Genomic DNA, 17,543 nt, shown 5'->3' with positions numbered 1-17,543 from the left:
GGAGCTTCAATGAACGAGCAGCAAATTCTGTTGGCTTTCGGTGGTATCGGCGCTGCCGCACTGGGCTGCCAGTGGCTCGCCTGGCGCCTGAAGCTGCCGGCGATTCTGTTTCTGCTGCTGACCGGCATTCTGGCGGGCCCCGTGCTGGGCTGGCTCGACCCGCAGGAAATGTTCGGCCCGTTGCTGATGCCATTGGTGTCGCTGGCGGTGGCGCTGATTCTGTTTGAAGGCAGCCTGACCCTGCACCTGTCGGAATGGCGCGAGATCGGCAGCGTCGTGCATCGGCTGGTCACAATCGGTGCGCTCTCGACATGGGTAGTGATTGCGGTCGCGACCCACTGGCTGCTGGGCTTCGACTGGCTGTTGGCGATCCTGTTCGGCAGCCTGACCCTGGTGACCGGGCCGACCGTGATCGTGCCGATGCTGCGCGTGGTGCGGCCGAAGGCTTCGATCGCCAACATCCTGCGCTGGGAAGGGATTGTGATCGACCCGATCGGCGCGCTGCTCGCGGTGGTGGTCTACAGCTTCATCATCGCCCGGGCCGAAGGCCACGGCCTGGAACAGAGTCTGCTGACCTTCGGTGGTGTGATTGTCTGCGGCAGTGCGTTCGGCGTTGCCGGTGGCTGGCTGCTCGGCACGATCATCCGGCGCCAATGGCTACCGGAGTATTTGCACAATCTGGCATCGCTCGCCGCGGTGCTGGGGATATTCATCGCCGCCAACCAGGTCATGCACGAATCCGGGCTGTTGGCGGTGACGTTGATGGGCATGTGGCTGGCGAACATGAAGGGGGTGGATGTGCGGCACATCCTGCACTTCAAGGAAAATCTCAGCGTGCTGCTGATTTCCGGACTGTTCATCCTGCTGGCGGCACGACTGGATCTGAACGCGTTGATCGGTCTCGGGCCGCTGGTGTTGATCCTGTTGCTGGTGATTCAGCTGATCGCCCGACCGTTGAACGTGGTGCTGAGCACCGCCGGTTCGAGCCTGAGTTGGCGTGAACGTGCGCTGTTGTGCTGGATTGCCCCGCGCGGGATCGTCGCGGCGGCGGTCTCGGCGATCTTCGCGATTCGCCTGGATGAAGCGGGCCATGAAGGTGCGCTGTTGCTGGTACCGCTGACTTTCGCGGTGATCATAGGCACTGTCGTGCTGCAAAGTGCGACGGCCCGGCCACTGGCGCGCTTGTTGAAGGTTGCGGAACCGGCGCCGAGCGGGTTCCTGATTGTCGGGGCGAACGGGCCTGCGCGCTTGCTCGGCAAGTCGCTGCAACAGCTGGGCAGCCGGGTGCTGCTGACGGATTCAAGCTGGGAAAATATCCGCGCCGCGCGCATGGATGGCTTGCCGACCTACTTCGGCAATCCGGCCTCACAGCACGCCGATGCGCATCTGGACCTGGTCGGACTGGGGCATTTGCTGGCGCTGTCACCGTCGGGCGAACTCAATACACTGGCGGCCATGCGCTTTCGTCATGACTTTGGCCATCAGCGGCTGTTCGGGCTGGCCAGCGGTCAGGAAAGCCGTCGCAGCGACAAGCACCGCGCCAGCCTCGAACATCGAGGCAATCAACTGGGGAGCGAGGCGCTGACTTACGCCAGACTCGCCAGTCAACTGGGGCAAGGTGCCGATCTTTACAGCACGACGCTGACGGACGGGTTTGGCTGGGACGATTACCGCGCGCTGCATGGCAATCGCGCGACGCTGCTGTTCATGCGCGATGACAGCGGCTGGGTGCATGTCGTGACGCCGGAAACCGTGTTGAAGCCGGGGCCTGGGTGGACGTTGCTGGCGCTGATTCAGCCTGAGGCCAACGCCGCTGCATAAATAGATTCGCGGCTCGGTGCTGGATCAGGCCGCGAAACCCGGCAGCACCGGCACCGGACGCTTGTCATCATCGATGGCAACAAAGCTGAACTGCCCATGAATGGCTTTCTCACGCCCGTCACAGCTCATGCTTTCGACGAACACTTCCACCTCGACCTTGAGACTGGTGTTGCCAACCTTGATCACCCGCCCAACCAGCTCGACGATGGAACCTGCCGGGATCGCGTGATTGAAGTCGATGCGATCGGTCGACACCGTCACCAGCGGCAAACGGCAAAACCGGGTGGCGGTGATGAACGACACTTCGTCCATCCAGGCCAGCGCAGTGCCGCCGAACAGGGTGTTGTGGTGGTTGGTGGTCGGCGGGAACACCGCCTTGGTCACGCGGGTCACCGAGAGTTCGGTGCGGCGTTCGATTTCTTGCTCGCGAGGGGTCATGGGTCAGGCCTGAAACAGAAATGCGGTGGATAAATTGCGGGCAACAAAAAAGCAGCCCGTAGGCTGCTTTTTTCTGCATCGGAAGCTGGACTTAAGCCAGTTTTTCCTTGATGCGAGCTGCTTTACCCGACAGGTCGCGCAGGTAGTACAGCTTGGCTTTACGTACGTCACCGCGACGCTTGACAGCCATGCTGTCGATTTGCGGGGAGTAGGTCTGGAAAGTACGTTCTACGCCAACACCGTTGGAGATTTTACGAACGGTGAACGCACTGTTCACGCCGCGGTTACGCTTGGCGATGACAACGCCTTCGAACGCTTGCAGACGGGAACGATCGCCTTCCTTCACTTTCACCTGAACGACGATGGTGTCGCCTGGGGCAAAGGTAGGGATTTCTTTGGTCATCTGCTCTGCTTCGAGTGCAAGGATGATTTTGTTGGTCATGCTGTGCTCCTAAGGTAAATCGTCTGATCTACCATCGATACGTTGTTAACTATCGTCCCGCTCGCGGATGTATTCCTCGAGCAGCTTCTTCTCTTCTCCAGAAAGCGAGCGGCTTTCCAGAAGATCGGCGCGTCGTTCAAAGGTCCTGCCAAGGGACTGCTGTAAACGCCAACGCCGGATATGCGCGTGATTGCCACTCAGCAACACGTCGGGAACACGCTGATCCGCATACACCTCAGGTCGGGTGTAGTGCGGGCAATCCAGCAGACCATCCGTAAAGGAATCTTCCTCAGCGGAATCCGCATGCCCTAAAGCTCCGGGCAGCAGTCGTGTAACCGCATCGATCATGACCATGGCCGGCAGCTCGCCGCCAGACAACACATAGTCACCAATCGACCACTCTTCATCGACATGAGCCTCAATAAAGCGCTCGTCAATGCCTTCATAGCGACCGGCAATCAGGATCAATGCATCCGATTTCGCCAGTTCGCGTACCGCCGACTGAGTCAGTTGACGGCCTTGGGGGGACAGGTAAATCACCTTCGCCGCCTCCCCGGCTGCTGCCTTGGCCTGAACCAGTGCATCTTCCAGGGGCTTGATCTTCATCACCATGCCCGGACCACCGCCAAACGGGCGATCGTCCACAGTGTGATGTCGATCCGTCGTGTAATCCCGCGGATTCCAACAGGTCAGCTGCAAGAGCCCCTGTTTGACCGCACGACTGGTAATGCCGTACTCACTGATGGCCGAGAACATCTCGGGGAACAGCGTAATGACGTCTACGCGCAGGCTGGCCATTGCTTAGAAGTCCGCGTCCCATTCCACCCTCATCACGCCTGCTTCCAGGTCGATTGCCAGCACGCATTGCTCCGTATAGGGCAACAACCGCTCGCGATCATCCAGGCTGCCAACGCAGGGCTTGACCACCAATACATCGTTCGCGCCGGTCTCCAACAGGTGATCAACCTTGCCGAACAATTGTTCGTCCTGGTTGATGACGCTCAGACCTTCCAACTGGTACCAGTAGTACTCGTCGGCGGTCAGGTCGGGCAAAAGGCTTCGCGGGATGCAAATCTCGTAACCGCTCAGAAGACGGGCTTCATCGCGATCGTCGAGGCCTTTGAGCTTCACAACCAGATCCTTTTGAGTGGATCGGCCGCTGACCAGCTCGACCTGTTTCACCACGCCTTCGCGCCGAAGCGTCCAGTTGCGATAGCCCAACAGGTTTTCAATCGGATCGGTAAAGGAAAAGACCTTCACCTCGCCGCGAACGCCGTGAACCGAAAAAATCTTGCCGACAACGATCAGATCATCAGCTTTTTCTGGCGTCGCGCTCATACTGCTCAGGCTGCAGCCTTGGCAGATTCCTTCAGCAACTGAGCAACACGCTCAGAAGGCTGTGCACCAACGCTCAGCCAGTAGGCAACGCGCTCTTGGTTCACGGACAGACGGATTTCCTGACCACGGGCAACAGGGTTGAAGAAGCCAACCTGTTCTTTGTGGGAACCGTCACGCGGGTTGCGGGAGTCGGTTACGGTCAGGTGGTAAAACGGGCGCTTTTTGGAGCCGCCAAGGGCAAGACGGATTGTTAGCATGTGAACATCGTTCCTGTAGTCGGTGCTGCAAATCTAAATGCACAGCGGGCATGGGTGCCCGAAAGGCCGCATATTCTAAGGAATATCCGGACTTTTGCAAATGACTTTTTCCGGCGCCTGTGGCATGCCGTGCAGATTTGCATATGGGGCCGTCGTTCAAAACGGCCAGTCAGCTCCCGCCGAGTGCGGGTTTGCTGTGGATCCCGCTTCCTTGCGGGACTGCGCCGGTGCGACGACCGGCGAGTTCTTTTACATCTTTGGCATGCCGCCGCCGGGCAACATTCCGCCCATGCCGCGCATCATTTTCGCCATTCCGCCCTTGGCGGAGAATTTCTTCATCATCTTCTGCATCTGCTTGTGCTGCTTGATCAAGCGACCGATGTCCTGCACCTGGGTGCCGGAACCCATGGCGATGCGGCGCTTGCGCGAACCGCTGATCAGCTCAGGGTCGCGGCGCTCGGCCGGGGTCATGGAATTGATGATGGCTTCCATCTGTTTGAACTGCTTCTCTGCGGCGCTCTGGGCATTGCCCATTTGCGAGAGATTGACGCCGCCGATGCTCGGCAGCTTGTCCATGAGCCCGCCGAGGCCGCCCATGTTCTTCATCTGTTGCAACTGATCGCGGAAGTCTTCGAGGTCGAAGCCCTTGCCCTTCTTCAGCTTTTTAGCAAGCTTGTCGGCCTTGTCCTTGTCGAGGGTCGCTTCAGCCTGTTCGATCAGGCTGAGCACGTCGCCCATGCCGAGGATCCGCGAAGCGATACGCTCAGGATGGAACGGATCGAGCGCTTCGCTCTTCTCGCCCATACCGATGAACTTGATCGGCTTGCCAGTAATCGCGCGAACCGACAGCGCGGCACCGCCACGGGCATCACCGTCGACCTTGGTCAGGATCACGCCGGTCAGCGGCAGCGCATCACCGAAGGCCTTGGCCGTGTTGGCCGCGTCCTGACCGGTCATGGCGTCGACCACGAACAGGGTTTCAACCGGGTTGATCGCGGCGTGCAGCGCCTTGATCTCGCCCATCATCTCTTCATCGATGTGCAGACGACCGGCGGTGTCGACGATGACCACGTCGATGAATTTCAGTTTTGCTTCTTTAATAGCTGCGCTGGCGATGTCGACCGGTTTCTGGCTCAGGTCGGACGGGAAGAACGTCACGCCGATGTCGTTTGCCAGGGTTTCCAGCTGTTTAATAGCAGCAGGACGGTAGATGTCCGCCGACACGACCATGACCGACTTTTTCTTGCGCTCTTTAAGGAAGCGCGCCAGTTTGCCGGCGGTGGTGGTTTTACCCGCGCCCTGCAGACCGGCCATCAGAATGACGGCGGGCGGCACGGCGCTCAGGTTCAGGTCTTCGTTGGCCGCGCCCATCAGGCTTTCGAGTTCGGCCTGGACGATCTTCACAAACGCCTGGCCCGGCGTCAGGCTGCGCGACACCTCGGTGCCGACAGCGCGCTCCTTGACCGAATTGACGAAGTCCTTGACCACCGGCAGGGCGACGTCGGCCTCGAGCAACGCCATGCGCACTTCGCGCAGGGTGTCTTTGATATTGTCCTCGGTCAGCTTCGCCTTGCCGGTGACATGGCGCAGCGTCTGCGAGAGACGGTCGGTTAAGTTTTCAAACATTGCGCGATCCTTTCAGGCCCTGTGTAGACCGGGATAATGGCGGCCCAGACCGGAATCAACATGTGCTCGGCGAGCCTGCGGCGTGGGCAGGTCGCGGATTATAGCGAAGACTGCGGCTGGCGGACACCTCGCTGTCAGCTTGCCGGTCTTTCGTGCAACGGCGGTTCTATGCCAAACTCAGCCCCTTTCGGGCTTGCCTAACAGGATTTATGCTCCCCTTGTCACCGAGTTTGCTGACCACCCTCGCCGCCGCCCTTCTCTACGCCGCTGCGACCCTCGATCAGGGCACCCGCCTGGCCACTGGCGCCAAGGCCAACAAGCGCCTGCTGGTCTCGCTCGGCGTTCTCGCCGTGCTGGCCCACAGCGCCAGCCTGCTTACGCATTTATTGACACCGATCGGTCTGGGCCTGGATTTCTTCAGCGCTTCGAGCCTGATCGCTGCGGCGGTCATTGCCCTGACCCTGCTCGCCTGCTCGCGGATTCCGGTGGAAAACCTGCTGGTGCTGCTGTTCCCGCTGGGTGCGATCACGGTGCTGCTGGCGCAGTTCGCGCCGGCCGGTACGGTGCAGATCATCGATGAAGAACCGGGCATCCTCGCGCACATCCTGTTGTCGATCCTCGCCTACGGCATGTTCACCATCGCGGTGTTTCAGGCCTTGTTGCTGCTGGTGCAGGATCATCAGCTCAAGCACAAGCACCCGTCCGGGCTGATCAAGAACTTCCCGCCACTGCAAACCATGGAAAGCCTGCTGTTCGGCTTCCTCTGGGCCGGCTGGACGCTGCTGTCGCTGTCGCTGATCTCCGGCTGGCTGTTCGTCGAGAACCTGTTTGCCCAGCATCTGGTGCATAAAACCCTGCTGGCCTGCCTGGCCTGGATCGTGTTCAGCGTCCTGCTGTGGGGCCGTAACCGCCTCGGCTGGCGCGGACACAAGGCAATCCGCTGGACCCTCGCCGGTTTCTGCCTGCTGATGCTCGCGTATTTCGGCAGCAAACTGGTCCGTGAATACATCCTGCACATCTGACGGGCGGCATAAATGGACGGTTTGCCCATAGGGCCGATGCTCGCGGTATTTGTCCTGCTGATTCTCTGGTCAGGGCTGTTTACCGCCGTCGAAGCGGCGCAACAGCACCTGCTCGCGCAACGCACCGCATCCCGCGCCAGCGACAAGCCCCTGGCCAGGCTTAGCTTCCCGCTCGACAGCCTGATCCTCTGCAATACCCTGTGCCGCGCCCTCGCCGTCATCCTGGCCACGCTGCTGGCCATCTTTCTCTGTGAAGAAAACGGCCCCTGGGCGGCTTGCCTTGGCGCCGGCGCCCTGCTGCTGGTTTTTGCCGACTATTTTCCCCGCGCCCTTGCCCAGCGTTATCCGGATGCGGTGCTGTCGTTCGGCAATACGCTGCTGGCAGTACCGCTGAAGGTCGTTTACCCGCTTGCCTGGCTGCTCAGCCGCGTCAGTGGTTTGCTGATGCGCCCGTTCATCCGCAAGGCCCAGGTGGTGCAACAGAGCGAAGACGATGTGCCGGCGGAGCGTCATGATGACCCCGATCATCCAGTGCGCCCGCATCCGGTTTCGGGCATCCATGCGCTGGATAACATCACGGTCAACGACATTCTGGTGCCGCGCAGCGATGTCGACGGCATCAACCTCGACGATCCGATCGAAGAAATCACCGAGCAACTGCGCCACAACCGTCGTACTCGTCTGCCGCTGTTTCACAGCGATATCAATCAGGTCGAGGCGGTGCTCAACACCCGGCAGGTCCGCCATTTGCTGGACAATGGCAACCTGACCCGCGAAGCCTTGCTGGCGGCCAGTTACGAGCCCTACTTCGTTCCCGAAAGCACCCCGCTGCAACTGCAGCTGCTGAACTTCCACAAGCAGCAGCGGCGGCTGGGCATGGTGGTGGACGAGTACGGCGAAGTGCTGGGGATTGTCACCCTGGAAGACATTCTCGAAGAGATCGTCGGCGAATTCGAAAGCGAGCACAGCCTCGACAACCCGCACATCCACCCGCAAGCCGATGGCCGCATGGTGATCGATGGCGCGGCGTCGATCCGCGAACTGAACAAATGCCTGGGCTGGCACCTGCCCAGCGACGGCCCCCGGACCCTCAACGGCTTGGTGACCGAAGCGCTGGAAACCATCCCGGAAAGCGCGGTCTGCCTGAAGATCGGCCGCTACCGGCTGGAGATTCTCGAAACTGAAGAGAACCGGGTCAGCAAGGTCCTGATCTGGCACACCTCCTCGGCCCCTGCGCTCGCCCCTGTTCGCTAGGCAGCCTCTTGTTCAATCGTTAGCCACCTTCCTATAATCGCGGGGCTTACCCAAGCCCCGCCGAACCGTGTGCTTACCCCGCACCCGACAAGTTCCGGCCGGTTCATCGGCAATATCCGCATCACACCGACGACTGTTCCTACCTGAAGCAGCGATCGCGCCTCATCCCACATCCCTGGGTGTTCGACCATAATAATTCGCTCCAACGGAGCTCATGACTGTCAGGGATCACCGCATGACGACCAGTACCGCTTACAGCGACACCACGCCTGCCCAACCGACCAACTCCGCCACCCGCGTGGCCACGGCAAGCTTCATCGGCACGGCCATCGAGTTCTACGATTTCTATGTCTACGCCACCGCTGCTGCGCTGGTGATCGGGCCGGTGTTCTTCCCGCAGACTTCCGGCACGGCGCAGATGCTTTCGGCATTTCTTACCTTCGGCATCGCCTTCCTGGCCCGACCGCTGGGCTCGGCGCTGTTCGGCCATTTCGGCGACCGGATCGGGCGCAAATCGACTTTGGTCGCTTCGCTGCTGCTGATGGGCGTCTGCACCACGCTGATCGGCGTGCTGCCGGGCTACGACAGCATCGGGGCGTGGGCGCCGATCCTGCTTTGCGTGCTGCGCTTCGGCCAGGGCCTGGGATTGGGTGGCGAATGGGGCGGTGCAGCGCTGCTGGCGACCGAAAACGCCCCGAAAGGCAAACGGGCGTGGTTCGGCATGTTCCCGCAACTCGGCCCTTCGATTGGTTTTCTGGCTGCCAACGGTCTGTTCCTGACGTTGGCCATGAGCCTGAGCGACGATCAATTCCGCAGCTGGGGCTGGCGGATTCCGTTCCTGCTCAGCGCCGTGCTGGTGATGGTCGGGCTGTACGTGCGCCTCAAGCTTCACGAAACCCCGGTGTTCGCCAATGCCATTGCCCGCCAGGAACGAGTGAAAGTGCCGCTGGTCGAGCTGTTCAGCCAATACTGGGCACCGACGCTGCTGGGCGCCGCCGCCATGGTGGTGTGTTACGCGCTGTTCTACATCTCGACCGTGTTTTCCCTGAGCTATGGCGTATCCACATTGGGTTACAGCCGCGAGACCTTCCTCGGTCTGCTCTGTTTTGCGGTGCTGTTCATGGCGGCCGCGACGCCGCTGTCGGCATGGGCCAGTGATCGTTATGGACGCAAACCGGTGCTGATCGTCGGCGGTGTGCTGGCGATTCTTTCCGGATTTCTGATGGAGCCGCTGCTGACTCAGGGATCGACCTGGGGCGTGGCGCTGTTCCTGTGCATCGAACTGTTTCTGATGGGCGTGACATTCGCCCCGATGGGAGCATTGCTACCGGAACTGTTTCCGACGCACGTGCGGTATACCGGCGCATCGGCAGCCTACAACCTCGGCGGCATCGTCGGAGCCTCGGCGGCGCCGTTCTTCGCGCAGAAACTGGTGGCGACGGGTGGTTTGAGTTACGTCGGCGGGTATGTGTCGGCGGCCGCGGTGCTCAGCTTGATCGCTGTGCTGTGCCTGAAGGAGACGCGCAATAACGACCTGAATCAGGTGGTGTAAGCGCAAAGATCGCTCCCGGGCGGGAGCGATCAGATGGCGTGATTACAGCTCTACAACAACAGCCTGGGAAGCACGGGTCGCCTTGGCGCGGGCCGCTTCAATCGACTCGTCACGCGCCAGCGCAACACCCATGCGACGCTGACCATTGACTTCAGGCTTGCCGAACAGACGCAGCGCGGTATCCGGCTCGCTCAGTGCAGCACCGAGGTTGGCGAATGCGGTCTGGGTCGACTGGCCTTCCACCAGAATCACCGCCGAAGCCGATGGGCCGAACTGACGGATCAGCGGCACCGGCAGACCGAGGATCGCCCGGGCGTGCAGGGCGAACTGCGACAGGTCCTGGGAAATCAGGGTCACCAGACCGGTGTCGTGCGGGCGCGGCGACACTTCGCTGAACCACACCTGATCGCCTTTGATGAACAGCTCGACGCCGAACAGGCCACGACCGCCCAACGCTTCGGTCACGGCTTTGGCAACGCGCTCGGATTCAGCCAGCGCCACCGGGCTCATCGCCTGAGGCTGCCAGGATTCCTGATAGTCGCCCTTTTCCTGACGGTGGCCGACTGGAGCACAGAACGTCGTGCCGCCGACATGACGCACGGTCAGCAGAGTGATTTCGTAGTCGAAATCGATAAAGCCTTCGATGATCACCCGACCTTTGCCGGCGCGACCGCCCTCTTGCGCGTAATCCCAGGCTTTCTGCACGTCATCGGCGCTGCGCAGCAGGCTTTGGCCCTTGCCCGAAGAACTCATCACCGGTTTTACGACGCACGGAAAGCCGAGGTCCTGAACGGCCTTGCTGTAATCCTCGAAGGTGTCTGCGAAGTGGTACGGCGAAGTCGGCAGGTCCAGCTCTTCGGCAGCCAGTCGACGGATGCCTTCGCGGTTCATGGTCAGTTGCGCGGCGCGAGCGGTCGGGATCACGGTGAAGCCTTCGGCTTCCAGTTCGACCAGGGTGGCGGTGGCGATGGCTTCGATTTCCGGCACGATGAAGTGCGGCTTCTCGGCTTCGATCACTGCACGCAGGGCGGCGCCGTCGAGCATGTTGATCACGTGGCTGCGATGGGCAACCTGCATGGCCGGCGCATTGGCGTAGCGGTCAACGGCGATCACTTCAACGCCCAGGCGTTGCAGCTCGATCACCACTTCCTTGCCCAACTCACCACAGCCACACAGCAATACGCGGGTCGCGGTCGGCGACAATGGAGTTCCGATACGGGTCATCTCAGGTCCTCAAAGAAGCGGATCATCGAGGAAAGCAACGCCAGACGCGCTTTCCGTGGGGAGAAAGCGCGGCATTTTACATGAACCTGAGGGTTTGGCTTCAGCCGGCGACAGCCTGTTTGCGTTCGCGCCAGGCCATGATCAGCCAGACGGCGGTAACACCGGCGAACTTCGAGGCCAGCGCGGTGATAAGCACCGGCGGTGTCAGCAGGTCAATCATGCCAAAGAAGATGAAGGTATCGAGGGGAATGCTCAGCGCCGAACTGATCCACAAGCGGTCGCGCAACGGGCGCCTGGTGATGGTGAATACCAGCCAGTCAATGCACTCGGAGACCGCGAACGCCGTGGCGCTGGCCAGCGCAATCGATGGATCGGACGTGACATAAGACAGCACCAGTGCCGCCAGCATCGCCACGATCGCGCCATGACCGAAACGGGTCTGCACCATGTCGCGCAGCACGAACACCAACCCGCCCCAGGCCGACCAGATGATGTCCAGGTGCGGCGCGGTGGAGAAGGCGAAGTTGATCAGCACGACGCTGCTGATGTAAGAGATGAGGAAAATCATGGGCCGTGACCTGTCAATTTGGCGCACAGGTTACTTCAGCCCTTCGATGACGCCAATCAAATCGGCTATTGCCCCGGCGTTTTGCCGATCATCCAGACCAGGCCACTGGCCTTGGCCCGCTCATGGCACAGCCCGAGCACAACCCGGCGTTCATCATTGGTCATGCGGCTCCAGCGAGTGATCTCCTCGACCGTGCGCTGGCAACCGGTGCAAATATCGTCTTCGTCCAGCGCGCAAATGCTCACGCACGGCGAGGCGACAGGTCTTTCCGGGGTTGTCATTCTTCCTGCTCGACCAGATCGCGCGCATAGCGCTGGGAGTTATGCACATAGTGCGCGGCACTGGCTTCGAGCATTTTCTTCTGCGGCTCAGTGAGTTCGCGCACCACCTTGCCCGGCGAGCCCATCACCAGCGAGCCGTCAGGAATTTCCTTGCCTTCGCCGATCAGCGAGTTGGCGCCGATGATGCAGTTCTTGCCGATCTTCGCGCCGTTGAGAATGACTGCGTTGATGCCGATCAGGCTGTAGTCGCCGACCGTGCAGCCGTGGAGCATGGCGTTGTGGCCGATGGTCACGCCGGTGCCGATGGTCAGCGGATAGCCCATGTCGGTGTGCATCACCGTGCCGTCCTGAACATTGCTGTTCTTGCCGATCAGGATCAGTTCGTTGTCGCCGCGCAGCACGGCGTTGAACCAGACGTTGGCGCCCTCTTCCAGTCTGACCTTGCCCACCAGCACGGCATTGGGGGCGACCCAGCTCTGCGGATGGGTGTCGACTCGGGCGTCGCCCAGGCGGTATTTCATCTTGTTTTCCTCAGGGCTCACGATGGCTGGCCATTCGAAGGATGGCTTCAGGTATTGATGAAGCTTTTGGGCGGTTGATGCAGGCTGATTCTGGCGTCATAGAGCAGGTTGATCAACTCGACGATCATGATTGCCGTCAGCCCCCAGATCTTGTATTCGCCGTAACGATAGCTCGGCACGTACCAACTGCGACCCTGATAGTCGATGCGGTGGGTGTGTTCGCGCGGATCCTTGCGGAAGAACTCCAGCGGCACACTGAACACCGCAGCGATCTCGGCATCATTGGCCTGGTATTCGACAAAATCGGGAATCACCCCGACATACGGAGTGACCTTGATGCCATGCAGGGAAATCAGCGGGCTGAGCGGACCGATCACTTCGACCAGTCCCGGCGGCAGGCCGATTTCCTCTTCGGCTTCACGCAGAGCGGTAAACACCAGGTCCGGGTCTTCCGGATCCCGTCGTCCACCGGGGAAGGCGACTTCGCCGCCGTGGGTCGAAAGGCCGCTGGCCCGCAGGGTGAGGACAAGTTCGGGTTCGTCACTGCGAGTAATCGGCACCAGGACAGCGGCCTCGGGGAAACGCGTGTCGGTCTCCAGCGTGCGCGGCGTGTGATTGCTTACCCGGTGCAGTAGCTCGTCCAGCATAAGTGTTCTCGATCGGTGCCTTACCCTGCATCATGCACCAATCATTGCGACCGCCCAACCCCCGAACGGGGGTCATGTCGCGAAACGACAACTTGCCGACTGACACCGCTGCACGCCAAGATAGGCGCAGCATTCAGGAACCCCAGCATGAAATTTTGCAGCCAGTGCGGCAACCCGGTGACCCAGCGCATTCCCGAAGGCGACTCGCGGCTGCGATTCGTCTGCGACAGCTGTCAGACGATTCACTACCAGAACCCCAATATCGTGGCCGGTTGTGTACCGACCTGGGGCACCAAGGTCCTGCTGTGTCGCCGCGCCATCGAGCCACGCCTCGGTTACTGGACCCTGCCTGCCGGTTTCATGGAGAACGGCGAGACCATCGAACAGGCCGCCATCCGCGAAACCGCCGAGGAAGCCTGCGCCCGGGTGCGCAACCTGAGCATCTACACCCTGATCGACGTGCCGCACATCAGTCAGGTGCATGTGTTTTTCCGCGCCGAGCTGGCGGATCTGGACTTCGCCGCCGGACCCGAAAGCCTGGAAGTGCAATTGTTCGACGAGAAAGACATTCCCTGGGACGAGCTGGCTTTCCGCACGGTGGGCCGTACTCTGGAATGCTTCTTCGCTGACCGGCGCGTCGAGGTCTATCCGGTTCGCTCCGAATCGATCCCGCCGCTCGCTCAACCGGCCATCACTTGATTTCGGCGGCGGCCGGCCGATAACCGGCTAACGCAGCCCGCGACAGCGCCTGCACACTATCTATAAATAAAGTATCTGCTTCATTTCCGGGGAATCGTTTCAATGCGCTGGTTGCTTGCCCTGTTCTGCCTGTCATTCGTCACCGCCTCCCAAGCGTCATTCGTGACCACCGTGACGCCTTCGAACACCCCATTCATCGAAAAAGTACTGGTGCTCAAATCGGCTCATCAACTGCAGCTCATAGCCGACGGCAAGCCACTCAAGAGCTATCGTATTTCCTTGGGCAAAGGGGCGAAAAAAGGCCCGAAACTGATTGAAGGCGACAAACGCACACCGGAAGGTTTCTATTGGATCGACTGGCGCAAGACCAGTGACAAATTCAACCTGTCGATGCACATCTCCTACCCGAACATCAGCGACTCCGCCCGCGCACGGCGCGAAGGCGTCGAGCCTGGCGGAATGATCATGATCCATGGCACACCCGACTCCGAGGACACCCCGGAACAACTGTTCCACACCCTCGACTGGACCGACGGCTGCATTGCCATGCGCAACATCGACATGCGCGAAGTCTGGAACCTGGTGCCGGATGGCACGATGATCGAAATCCGCCCCTGATTCTTTCACCAGGGTGCCAGCTCTCTGCGGGCCGCGATGCGGCCCTTTCTCCTGACCATTGGTCGCCCGTAAAAAATAAATTCAAAAGATCGCAGCCTGCGGCCAGGCCTGAACGGTGATACCACTTTCACCCGCCAGAACGGCCGCAGACTGCGATCTTTTGCGTTTTACAGTCCACCTCTAATACCACTTGAAACCACCCACCTTGAAACCCTCGAACCCATAGGCCTACAGGCATTTCCGACGCGTTGACATGGTATGCAAGTGGTATTAGTTTTCGCCCGACAACCGAGCGACAACAATCCTACATCAGCGCCGGAAATGCCTTACATGAACGACCTCCACGCCCTACGCCCCGACGACTCCCAGCCGACGCCGCTATACCTGCAACTGGCGCGCAACCTGGAAGCGGCGATCCATGCCGGCCAGTGGAAAGCCGAACAGGCGATGCCGTCGGAGCGCAATCTCAGCGAACTGCTGGGGATTTCCCGAGTGACCGCGCGCAAGGCATTGGAGGTTCTGCTCGACCAAGGTTTGATCCGCCGCCTGCAAGGTTCCGGCACCTTCATCACCCCACGCCTGGAACAACCGCTGTCACGCTTGTCGGGTTTCAGCGAAATGCTGCGCCTCAAGGGCTTCGTGCCCAGCTCGCAATGGCTGGAACGGGAAATCACCCTGCCCACCCACGAAGAACTGATCCGCCTCGGCCTGTCACCGAACGACAAGGTTGCTCGCATGAAACGCCTGCGCAAAGCCGACGACACCGTGATGGCCATCGAGATGAGCACCCTGCCCGCCTCGATCATGCCCAAGCCACAGGTGGTGGGCGATTCCCTCTACGAACACCTCGACAGCATCGGCAAACCGATCGTGCGCGCCTTGCAACACATCCAGGCCATCAACGCCTCGGATGAGTTCGCCGCACTGGTCGGCATCGCCCCCGGCACCGCGATGCTGCTGATGACCCGGGTCGGCTACCTGGAAGACAACACGCCGATCGAAGTCACCGACACCTATTGCCGCAACGACTACTACGACTTTGTTGCAGAGCTTCGCCGCTGATCAGCAGCCAGGCCAAACGAGAGAAGCGAAATGTCTGAAGACAACATCCTCACCGCTGGCGGCTGGATTCGCGGCCGGCTGATCCACGAACACGGCAGGGTCGTGTCGATCGAAGGCGTGCCTTGCGATCCGGTGACCAATGACTTGCCGTATCTGCTGCCGGGTTTCATCGACCTGCACGTCCACGGCGGTGGCGGCAAGGACATCATGGAAGGCGCCAGCGCGTTCGAGACCATCACCAAGACCCACGTGCGCTTCGGCACCACCTCGCTGCTGGCCACCACCATGACCGCGCCGAGTGCCGAGATTTCCAGCGTGCTCAGGGAAGTCGGCGAGTTCTGTGAACAGCGCCCGAAAGGCTCCGCCCGAGTCCTCGGCGTTCACCTCGAAGGCCCGTACATCAATCCCGGCAAACTCGGCGCCCAGCCGAACTTCGCCCACACCGCGTTGATGGCCGAAGTCGAAGACTATCTGGCGCTAGCACCGATCCGCGTGATCACCATCGCCCCGGAAATCGCCGGCCATGACGGCTTGATTCGTGAACTCAGCAGCCGTGGCATCCGCATGCAGATCGGCCACACCCTCGGCAGTTACGAGGAAGGCGTCGCCGCCCTCGAAGCCGGCGCCACCAGTTTCACCCACTTGTACAACGCCATGAGCCCGCTGCATCACCGCGAGCCGGGCATCGTCGGCGCCGCCCTCGCCCACGCCACATTCGCCGAGCTGATTCCGGATTTGCTGCACGTGCACCCCGGCGCGATCCGCGTGGCCCTGCGTTCGATTCCGTGCCTGTACTGCGTGACCGACTCGACCGCCGCCGCCGGCATGCCCGACGGCGAGTACAAGCTCGGCAGCCACACCGTCACCAAATGCCTGGGCGGCGTGCGCCTGCCCGACGGCACGCTGGCCGGCAGCACCCTGACCATGGATCAGGCCCTGCGCAATCTGGTGAAAATCGGTCTGCCGATCGCCGAGGCCTCACAGCGTCTTTCGCAATTCCCCGCCGACTACCTCGGCATCACCGAACGCGGGCGCCTTGCACCTGGCGCCTGGGCCGACTGCGTGCGGCTGGATCGCTCACTCACACTGACCGCCGTCATGGTCGAAGGAGAAGACATTGACTTCAAAAATGCTTGAGGAGGCGCTGTCCTCGTTCGAGGCCGTGCAAGCCCAACTGCAGCAGCTCGACCCGCAAATGATCGAGATCGCCGGGCGCCTGCGCCGTCAGCCGCCGCAAGTGGCAATGACCGTCGCCCGAGGCAGCTCCGACCATGCGGCGAGCTACTTCGCCTACCTGACCATGCAGCAACTGGGGGTTCCGGTGGCGTCGCTGCCGATGTCGGTGGTGACCATGCAACAGGCGCCGTTGAAGGTCAGCGGTCAGGTTGCGTTCGCGTTTTCCCAATCGGGGCAGAGCCCGGATCTGGTCAACAGCCTGCGCCTGCTGCGCAAACGTGGCGCGCTCAGTGTGTCGATGGTCAACGCCGCCGATTCGCCGCTGGAGGCTGCGTGCGAATTCAGCCTGCCATTGCTGGCCGGCACCGAAAGCAGCGTCGCCGCGACCAAGAGTTTCATCGCCACCCTCAGCGCCAGCGCCCGTCTGATCGCCCACTGGAAAGAAGACGCCGAATTGCTGGAAGCGCACAACGCTCTGCCCGAAGGCCTGCGCGAAGCCGCGCAACAGGACTGGAGCCTGGCCATCGACGCCCTGCGCGATTGCGAGCGTTTGATGGTGATCGGCCGTGGCGCCGGTTTCGCCATTGCCCAGGAAGCCGCGCTGAAATTCAAGGAAACCTCGGCGATCCAGGCCGAAGCCTTCAGCAGCGCCGAAGTCCGTCACGGCCCGATGGCCCTGATCGACGAGCACTACCCGCTGCTGGTCTTCGCCCCACGCGGTGCCGAACAGGCCGGCTTGCTGAGCCTGGCAGCCGAGATGCGTCAGCGCGGCGCCCGCGTGCTGCTGGCCGCGCCGGATGACGTGAGCGAACGCGACCTAACCCTCAGCCGTGCCGAACACCCGGCCCTCGATCCGATCCTGGCGATCCAGAGTTTCTACGTGATGGCGGCCGGTCTGGCCGTGGCCCGTGGCATGGACCCGGATCAGCCGCGACACCTGAGCAAAGTCACCCGTACGCACTGAGTCCGAACCGAACGTTTTCCTGATGAGACCGAG

20 protein-coding genes are annotated in these 17,543 nt (G+C 61.2%); 9 read left to right on the top strand and 11 right to left on the bottom strand.

Features of this window, described 5'->3' with window-relative positions; translation table 11 throughout:
- Positions 1 to 9 precede the first annotated feature (9 nt).
- Positions 10 to 1,821, top strand: coding sequence for a cation:proton antiporter (locus tag AC07Y2_RS17255; protein ID WP_039769556.1), 1,812 nt, complete (start codon positions 10 to 12; stop codon positions 1,819 to 1,821).
- A 24-nt stretch (positions 1,822 to 1,845) separates the two neighbouring features.
- Here AC07Y2_RS17255 and AC07Y2_RS17250 read toward each other — a convergent pair whose 3' ends face one another.
- The 6 genes from AC07Y2_RS17250 to ffh form a co-directional block, all read right to left on the bottom strand.
- Entirely contained in the window at positions 1,846 to 2,259 is a 414-nt protein-coding gene (locus AC07Y2_RS17250; RefSeq protein ID WP_011332614.1) for an acyl-CoA thioesterase, read from the bottom strand.
- A gap of 91 nt (positions 2,260 to 2,350) precedes the next feature.
- On the bottom strand, positions 2,351 to 2,701 hold the full coding sequence (rplS, locus tag AC07Y2_RS17245) for a 50S ribosomal protein L19 (RefSeq protein ID WP_003175895.1): 351 nt from the start codon (positions 2,699 to 2,701) through the stop codon (positions 2,351 to 2,353).
- 45 nt (positions 2,702 to 2,746) lie between these two features.
- Positions 2,747 to 3,499 carry a tRNA (guanosine(37)-N1)-methyltransferase TrmD gene (gene trmD, locus AC07Y2_RS17240; RefSeq protein WP_039769553.1) on the bottom strand — a complete coding sequence of 251 codons (753 nt, stop codon included), beginning with the start codon at positions 3,497 to 3,499 and terminating at the stop codon, positions 2,747 to 2,749.
- A gap of 3 nt (positions 3,500 to 3,502) precedes the next feature.
- Positions 3,503 to 4,039 carry a ribosome maturation factor RimM gene (gene rimM, locus AC07Y2_RS17235; RefSeq protein ID WP_011332613.1) on the bottom strand — a complete coding sequence of 179 codons (537 nt, stop codon included), beginning with the start codon at positions 4,037 to 4,039 and terminating at the stop codon, positions 3,503 to 3,505.
- A 5-nt stretch (positions 4,040 to 4,044) separates the two neighbouring features.
- Positions 4,045 to 4,296, bottom strand: coding sequence for a 30S ribosomal protein S16 (gene rpsP, locus AC07Y2_RS17230; RefSeq protein WP_003185073.1), 252 nt, complete (start codon positions 4,294 to 4,296; stop codon positions 4,045 to 4,047).
- 249 nt (positions 4,297 to 4,545) lie between these two features.
- Complete coding sequence (gene ffh, locus AC07Y2_RS17225; RefSeq protein WP_039769551.1) at positions 4,546 to 5,922, bottom strand: signal recognition particle protein; 1,377 nt, start codon at positions 5,920 to 5,922, stop codon at positions 4,546 to 4,548.
- 209 nt (positions 5,923 to 6,131) lie between these two features.
- Here ffh and AC07Y2_RS17220 point away from each other — a divergent pair, with 209 nt between their 5' ends.
- The 3 genes from AC07Y2_RS17220 (at position 6,132) to AC07Y2_RS17210 (ending at position 9,750) form a co-directional block, all read left to right on the top strand.
- Positions 6,132 to 6,944, top strand: a complete 813-nt coding sequence (locus AC07Y2_RS17220; RefSeq protein ID WP_103386439.1) for a cytochrome C assembly family protein — start codon at positions 6,132 to 6,134, stop codon at positions 6,942 to 6,944.
- A 12-nt stretch (positions 6,945 to 6,956) separates the two neighbouring features.
- Positions 6,957 to 8,198, top strand: coding sequence for a transporter associated domain-containing protein (locus tag AC07Y2_RS17215; protein ID WP_103386438.1), 1,242 nt, complete (start codon positions 6,957 to 6,959; stop codon positions 8,196 to 8,198).
- Positions 8,199 to 8,433: 235 nt separating this feature from the next.
- Positions 8,434 to 9,750, top strand: coding sequence for an MFS transporter (locus AC07Y2_RS17210; RefSeq protein ID WP_103386436.1), 1,317 nt, complete (start codon positions 8,434 to 8,436; stop codon positions 9,748 to 9,750).
- 42 nt (positions 9,751 to 9,792) lie between these two features.
- On the opposite strand, the gene purT is transcribed toward AC07Y2_RS17210, so the two are convergent.
- The 5 genes from purT to AC07Y2_RS17185 all read right to left on the bottom strand — a co-directional run bounded on the left by purT (position 9,793) and on the right by AC07Y2_RS17185 (position 12,991).
- Positions 9,793 to 10,974, bottom strand: a complete 1,182-nt coding sequence (gene purT, locus AC07Y2_RS17205) for a formate-dependent phosphoribosylglycinamide formyltransferase (RefSeq protein ID WP_039769540.1) — start codon at positions 10,972 to 10,974, stop codon at positions 9,793 to 9,795.
- A gap of 100 nt (positions 10,975 to 11,074) precedes the next feature.
- The gene (locus AC07Y2_RS17200; protein ID WP_074691220.1) at positions 11,075 to 11,542 is read right to left on the bottom strand and encodes a preQ0 transporter; all 468 of its coding nucleotides are present in this window, start codon (positions 11,540 to 11,542) and stop codon (positions 11,075 to 11,077) included.
- A gap of 65 nt (positions 11,543 to 11,607) precedes the next feature.
- Entirely contained in the window at positions 11,608 to 11,823 is a 216-nt protein-coding gene (locus tag AC07Y2_RS17195; protein WP_007954618.1) for a DUF1289 domain-containing protein, read from the bottom strand.
- A complete protein-coding gene (locus AC07Y2_RS17190) occupies positions 11,820 to 12,344 on the bottom strand; it encodes a gamma carbonic anhydrase family protein (RefSeq protein ID WP_025112181.1) in 525 nt (174 codons plus the stop codon). The genes AC07Y2_RS17195 and AC07Y2_RS17190 overlap by 4 nt, the downstream gene beginning before the upstream one ends.
- Positions 12,345 to 12,391: 47 nt before the next feature.
- Entirely contained in the window at positions 12,392 to 12,991 is a 600-nt protein-coding gene (locus AC07Y2_RS17185; protein ID WP_039769535.1) for a CoA pyrophosphatase, read from the bottom strand.
- 147 nt (positions 12,992 to 13,138) lie between these two features.
- On the opposite strand from AC07Y2_RS17185, the gene AC07Y2_RS17180 reads away from it, so the two are divergent.
- The 5 genes from AC07Y2_RS17180 (at position 13,139) to AC07Y2_RS17160 (ending at position 17,510) form a co-directional block, all read left to right on the top strand.
- Entirely contained in the window at positions 13,139 to 13,690 is a 552-nt protein-coding gene (locus AC07Y2_RS17180) for an NUDIX hydrolase (RefSeq protein ID WP_039769534.1), read from the top strand.
- A 102-nt stretch (positions 13,691 to 13,792) separates the two neighbouring features.
- Positions 13,793 to 14,308 (top strand): L,D-transpeptidase family protein, encoded by a 516-nt coding sequence (locus AC07Y2_RS17175; RefSeq protein WP_039769532.1) that lies wholly within the window; start codon positions 13,793 to 13,795, stop codon positions 14,306 to 14,308.
- A gap of 330 nt (positions 14,309 to 14,638) precedes the next feature.
- Positions 14,639 to 15,370 (top strand): GntR family transcriptional regulator, encoded by a 732-nt coding sequence (locus AC07Y2_RS17170; protein WP_039769530.1) that lies wholly within the window; start codon positions 14,639 to 14,641, stop codon positions 15,368 to 15,370.
- Positions 15,371 to 15,400: 30 nt separating this feature from the next.
- Positions 15,401 to 16,507 (top strand): N-acetylglucosamine-6-phosphate deacetylase, encoded by a 1,107-nt coding sequence (gene nagA / locus AC07Y2_RS17165; protein WP_085666862.1) that lies wholly within the window; start codon positions 15,401 to 15,403, stop codon positions 16,505 to 16,507.
- On the top strand, positions 16,488 to 17,510 hold the full coding sequence (locus tag AC07Y2_RS17160; protein ID WP_092163858.1) for an SIS domain-containing protein: 1,023 nt from the start codon (positions 16,488 to 16,490) through the stop codon (positions 17,508 to 17,510). The genes nagA and AC07Y2_RS17160 overlap by 20 nt, the downstream gene beginning before the upstream one ends.
- Positions 17,511 to 17,543 lie beyond the last annotated feature (33 nt).

Source organism: Pseudomonas sp. GW456-12-1-14-TSB6, from assembly GCF_059424205.1.
Note: the sequence above shows the minus strand (reverse complement) of the source record. Positions and strands in the feature narration are given on the sequence as shown.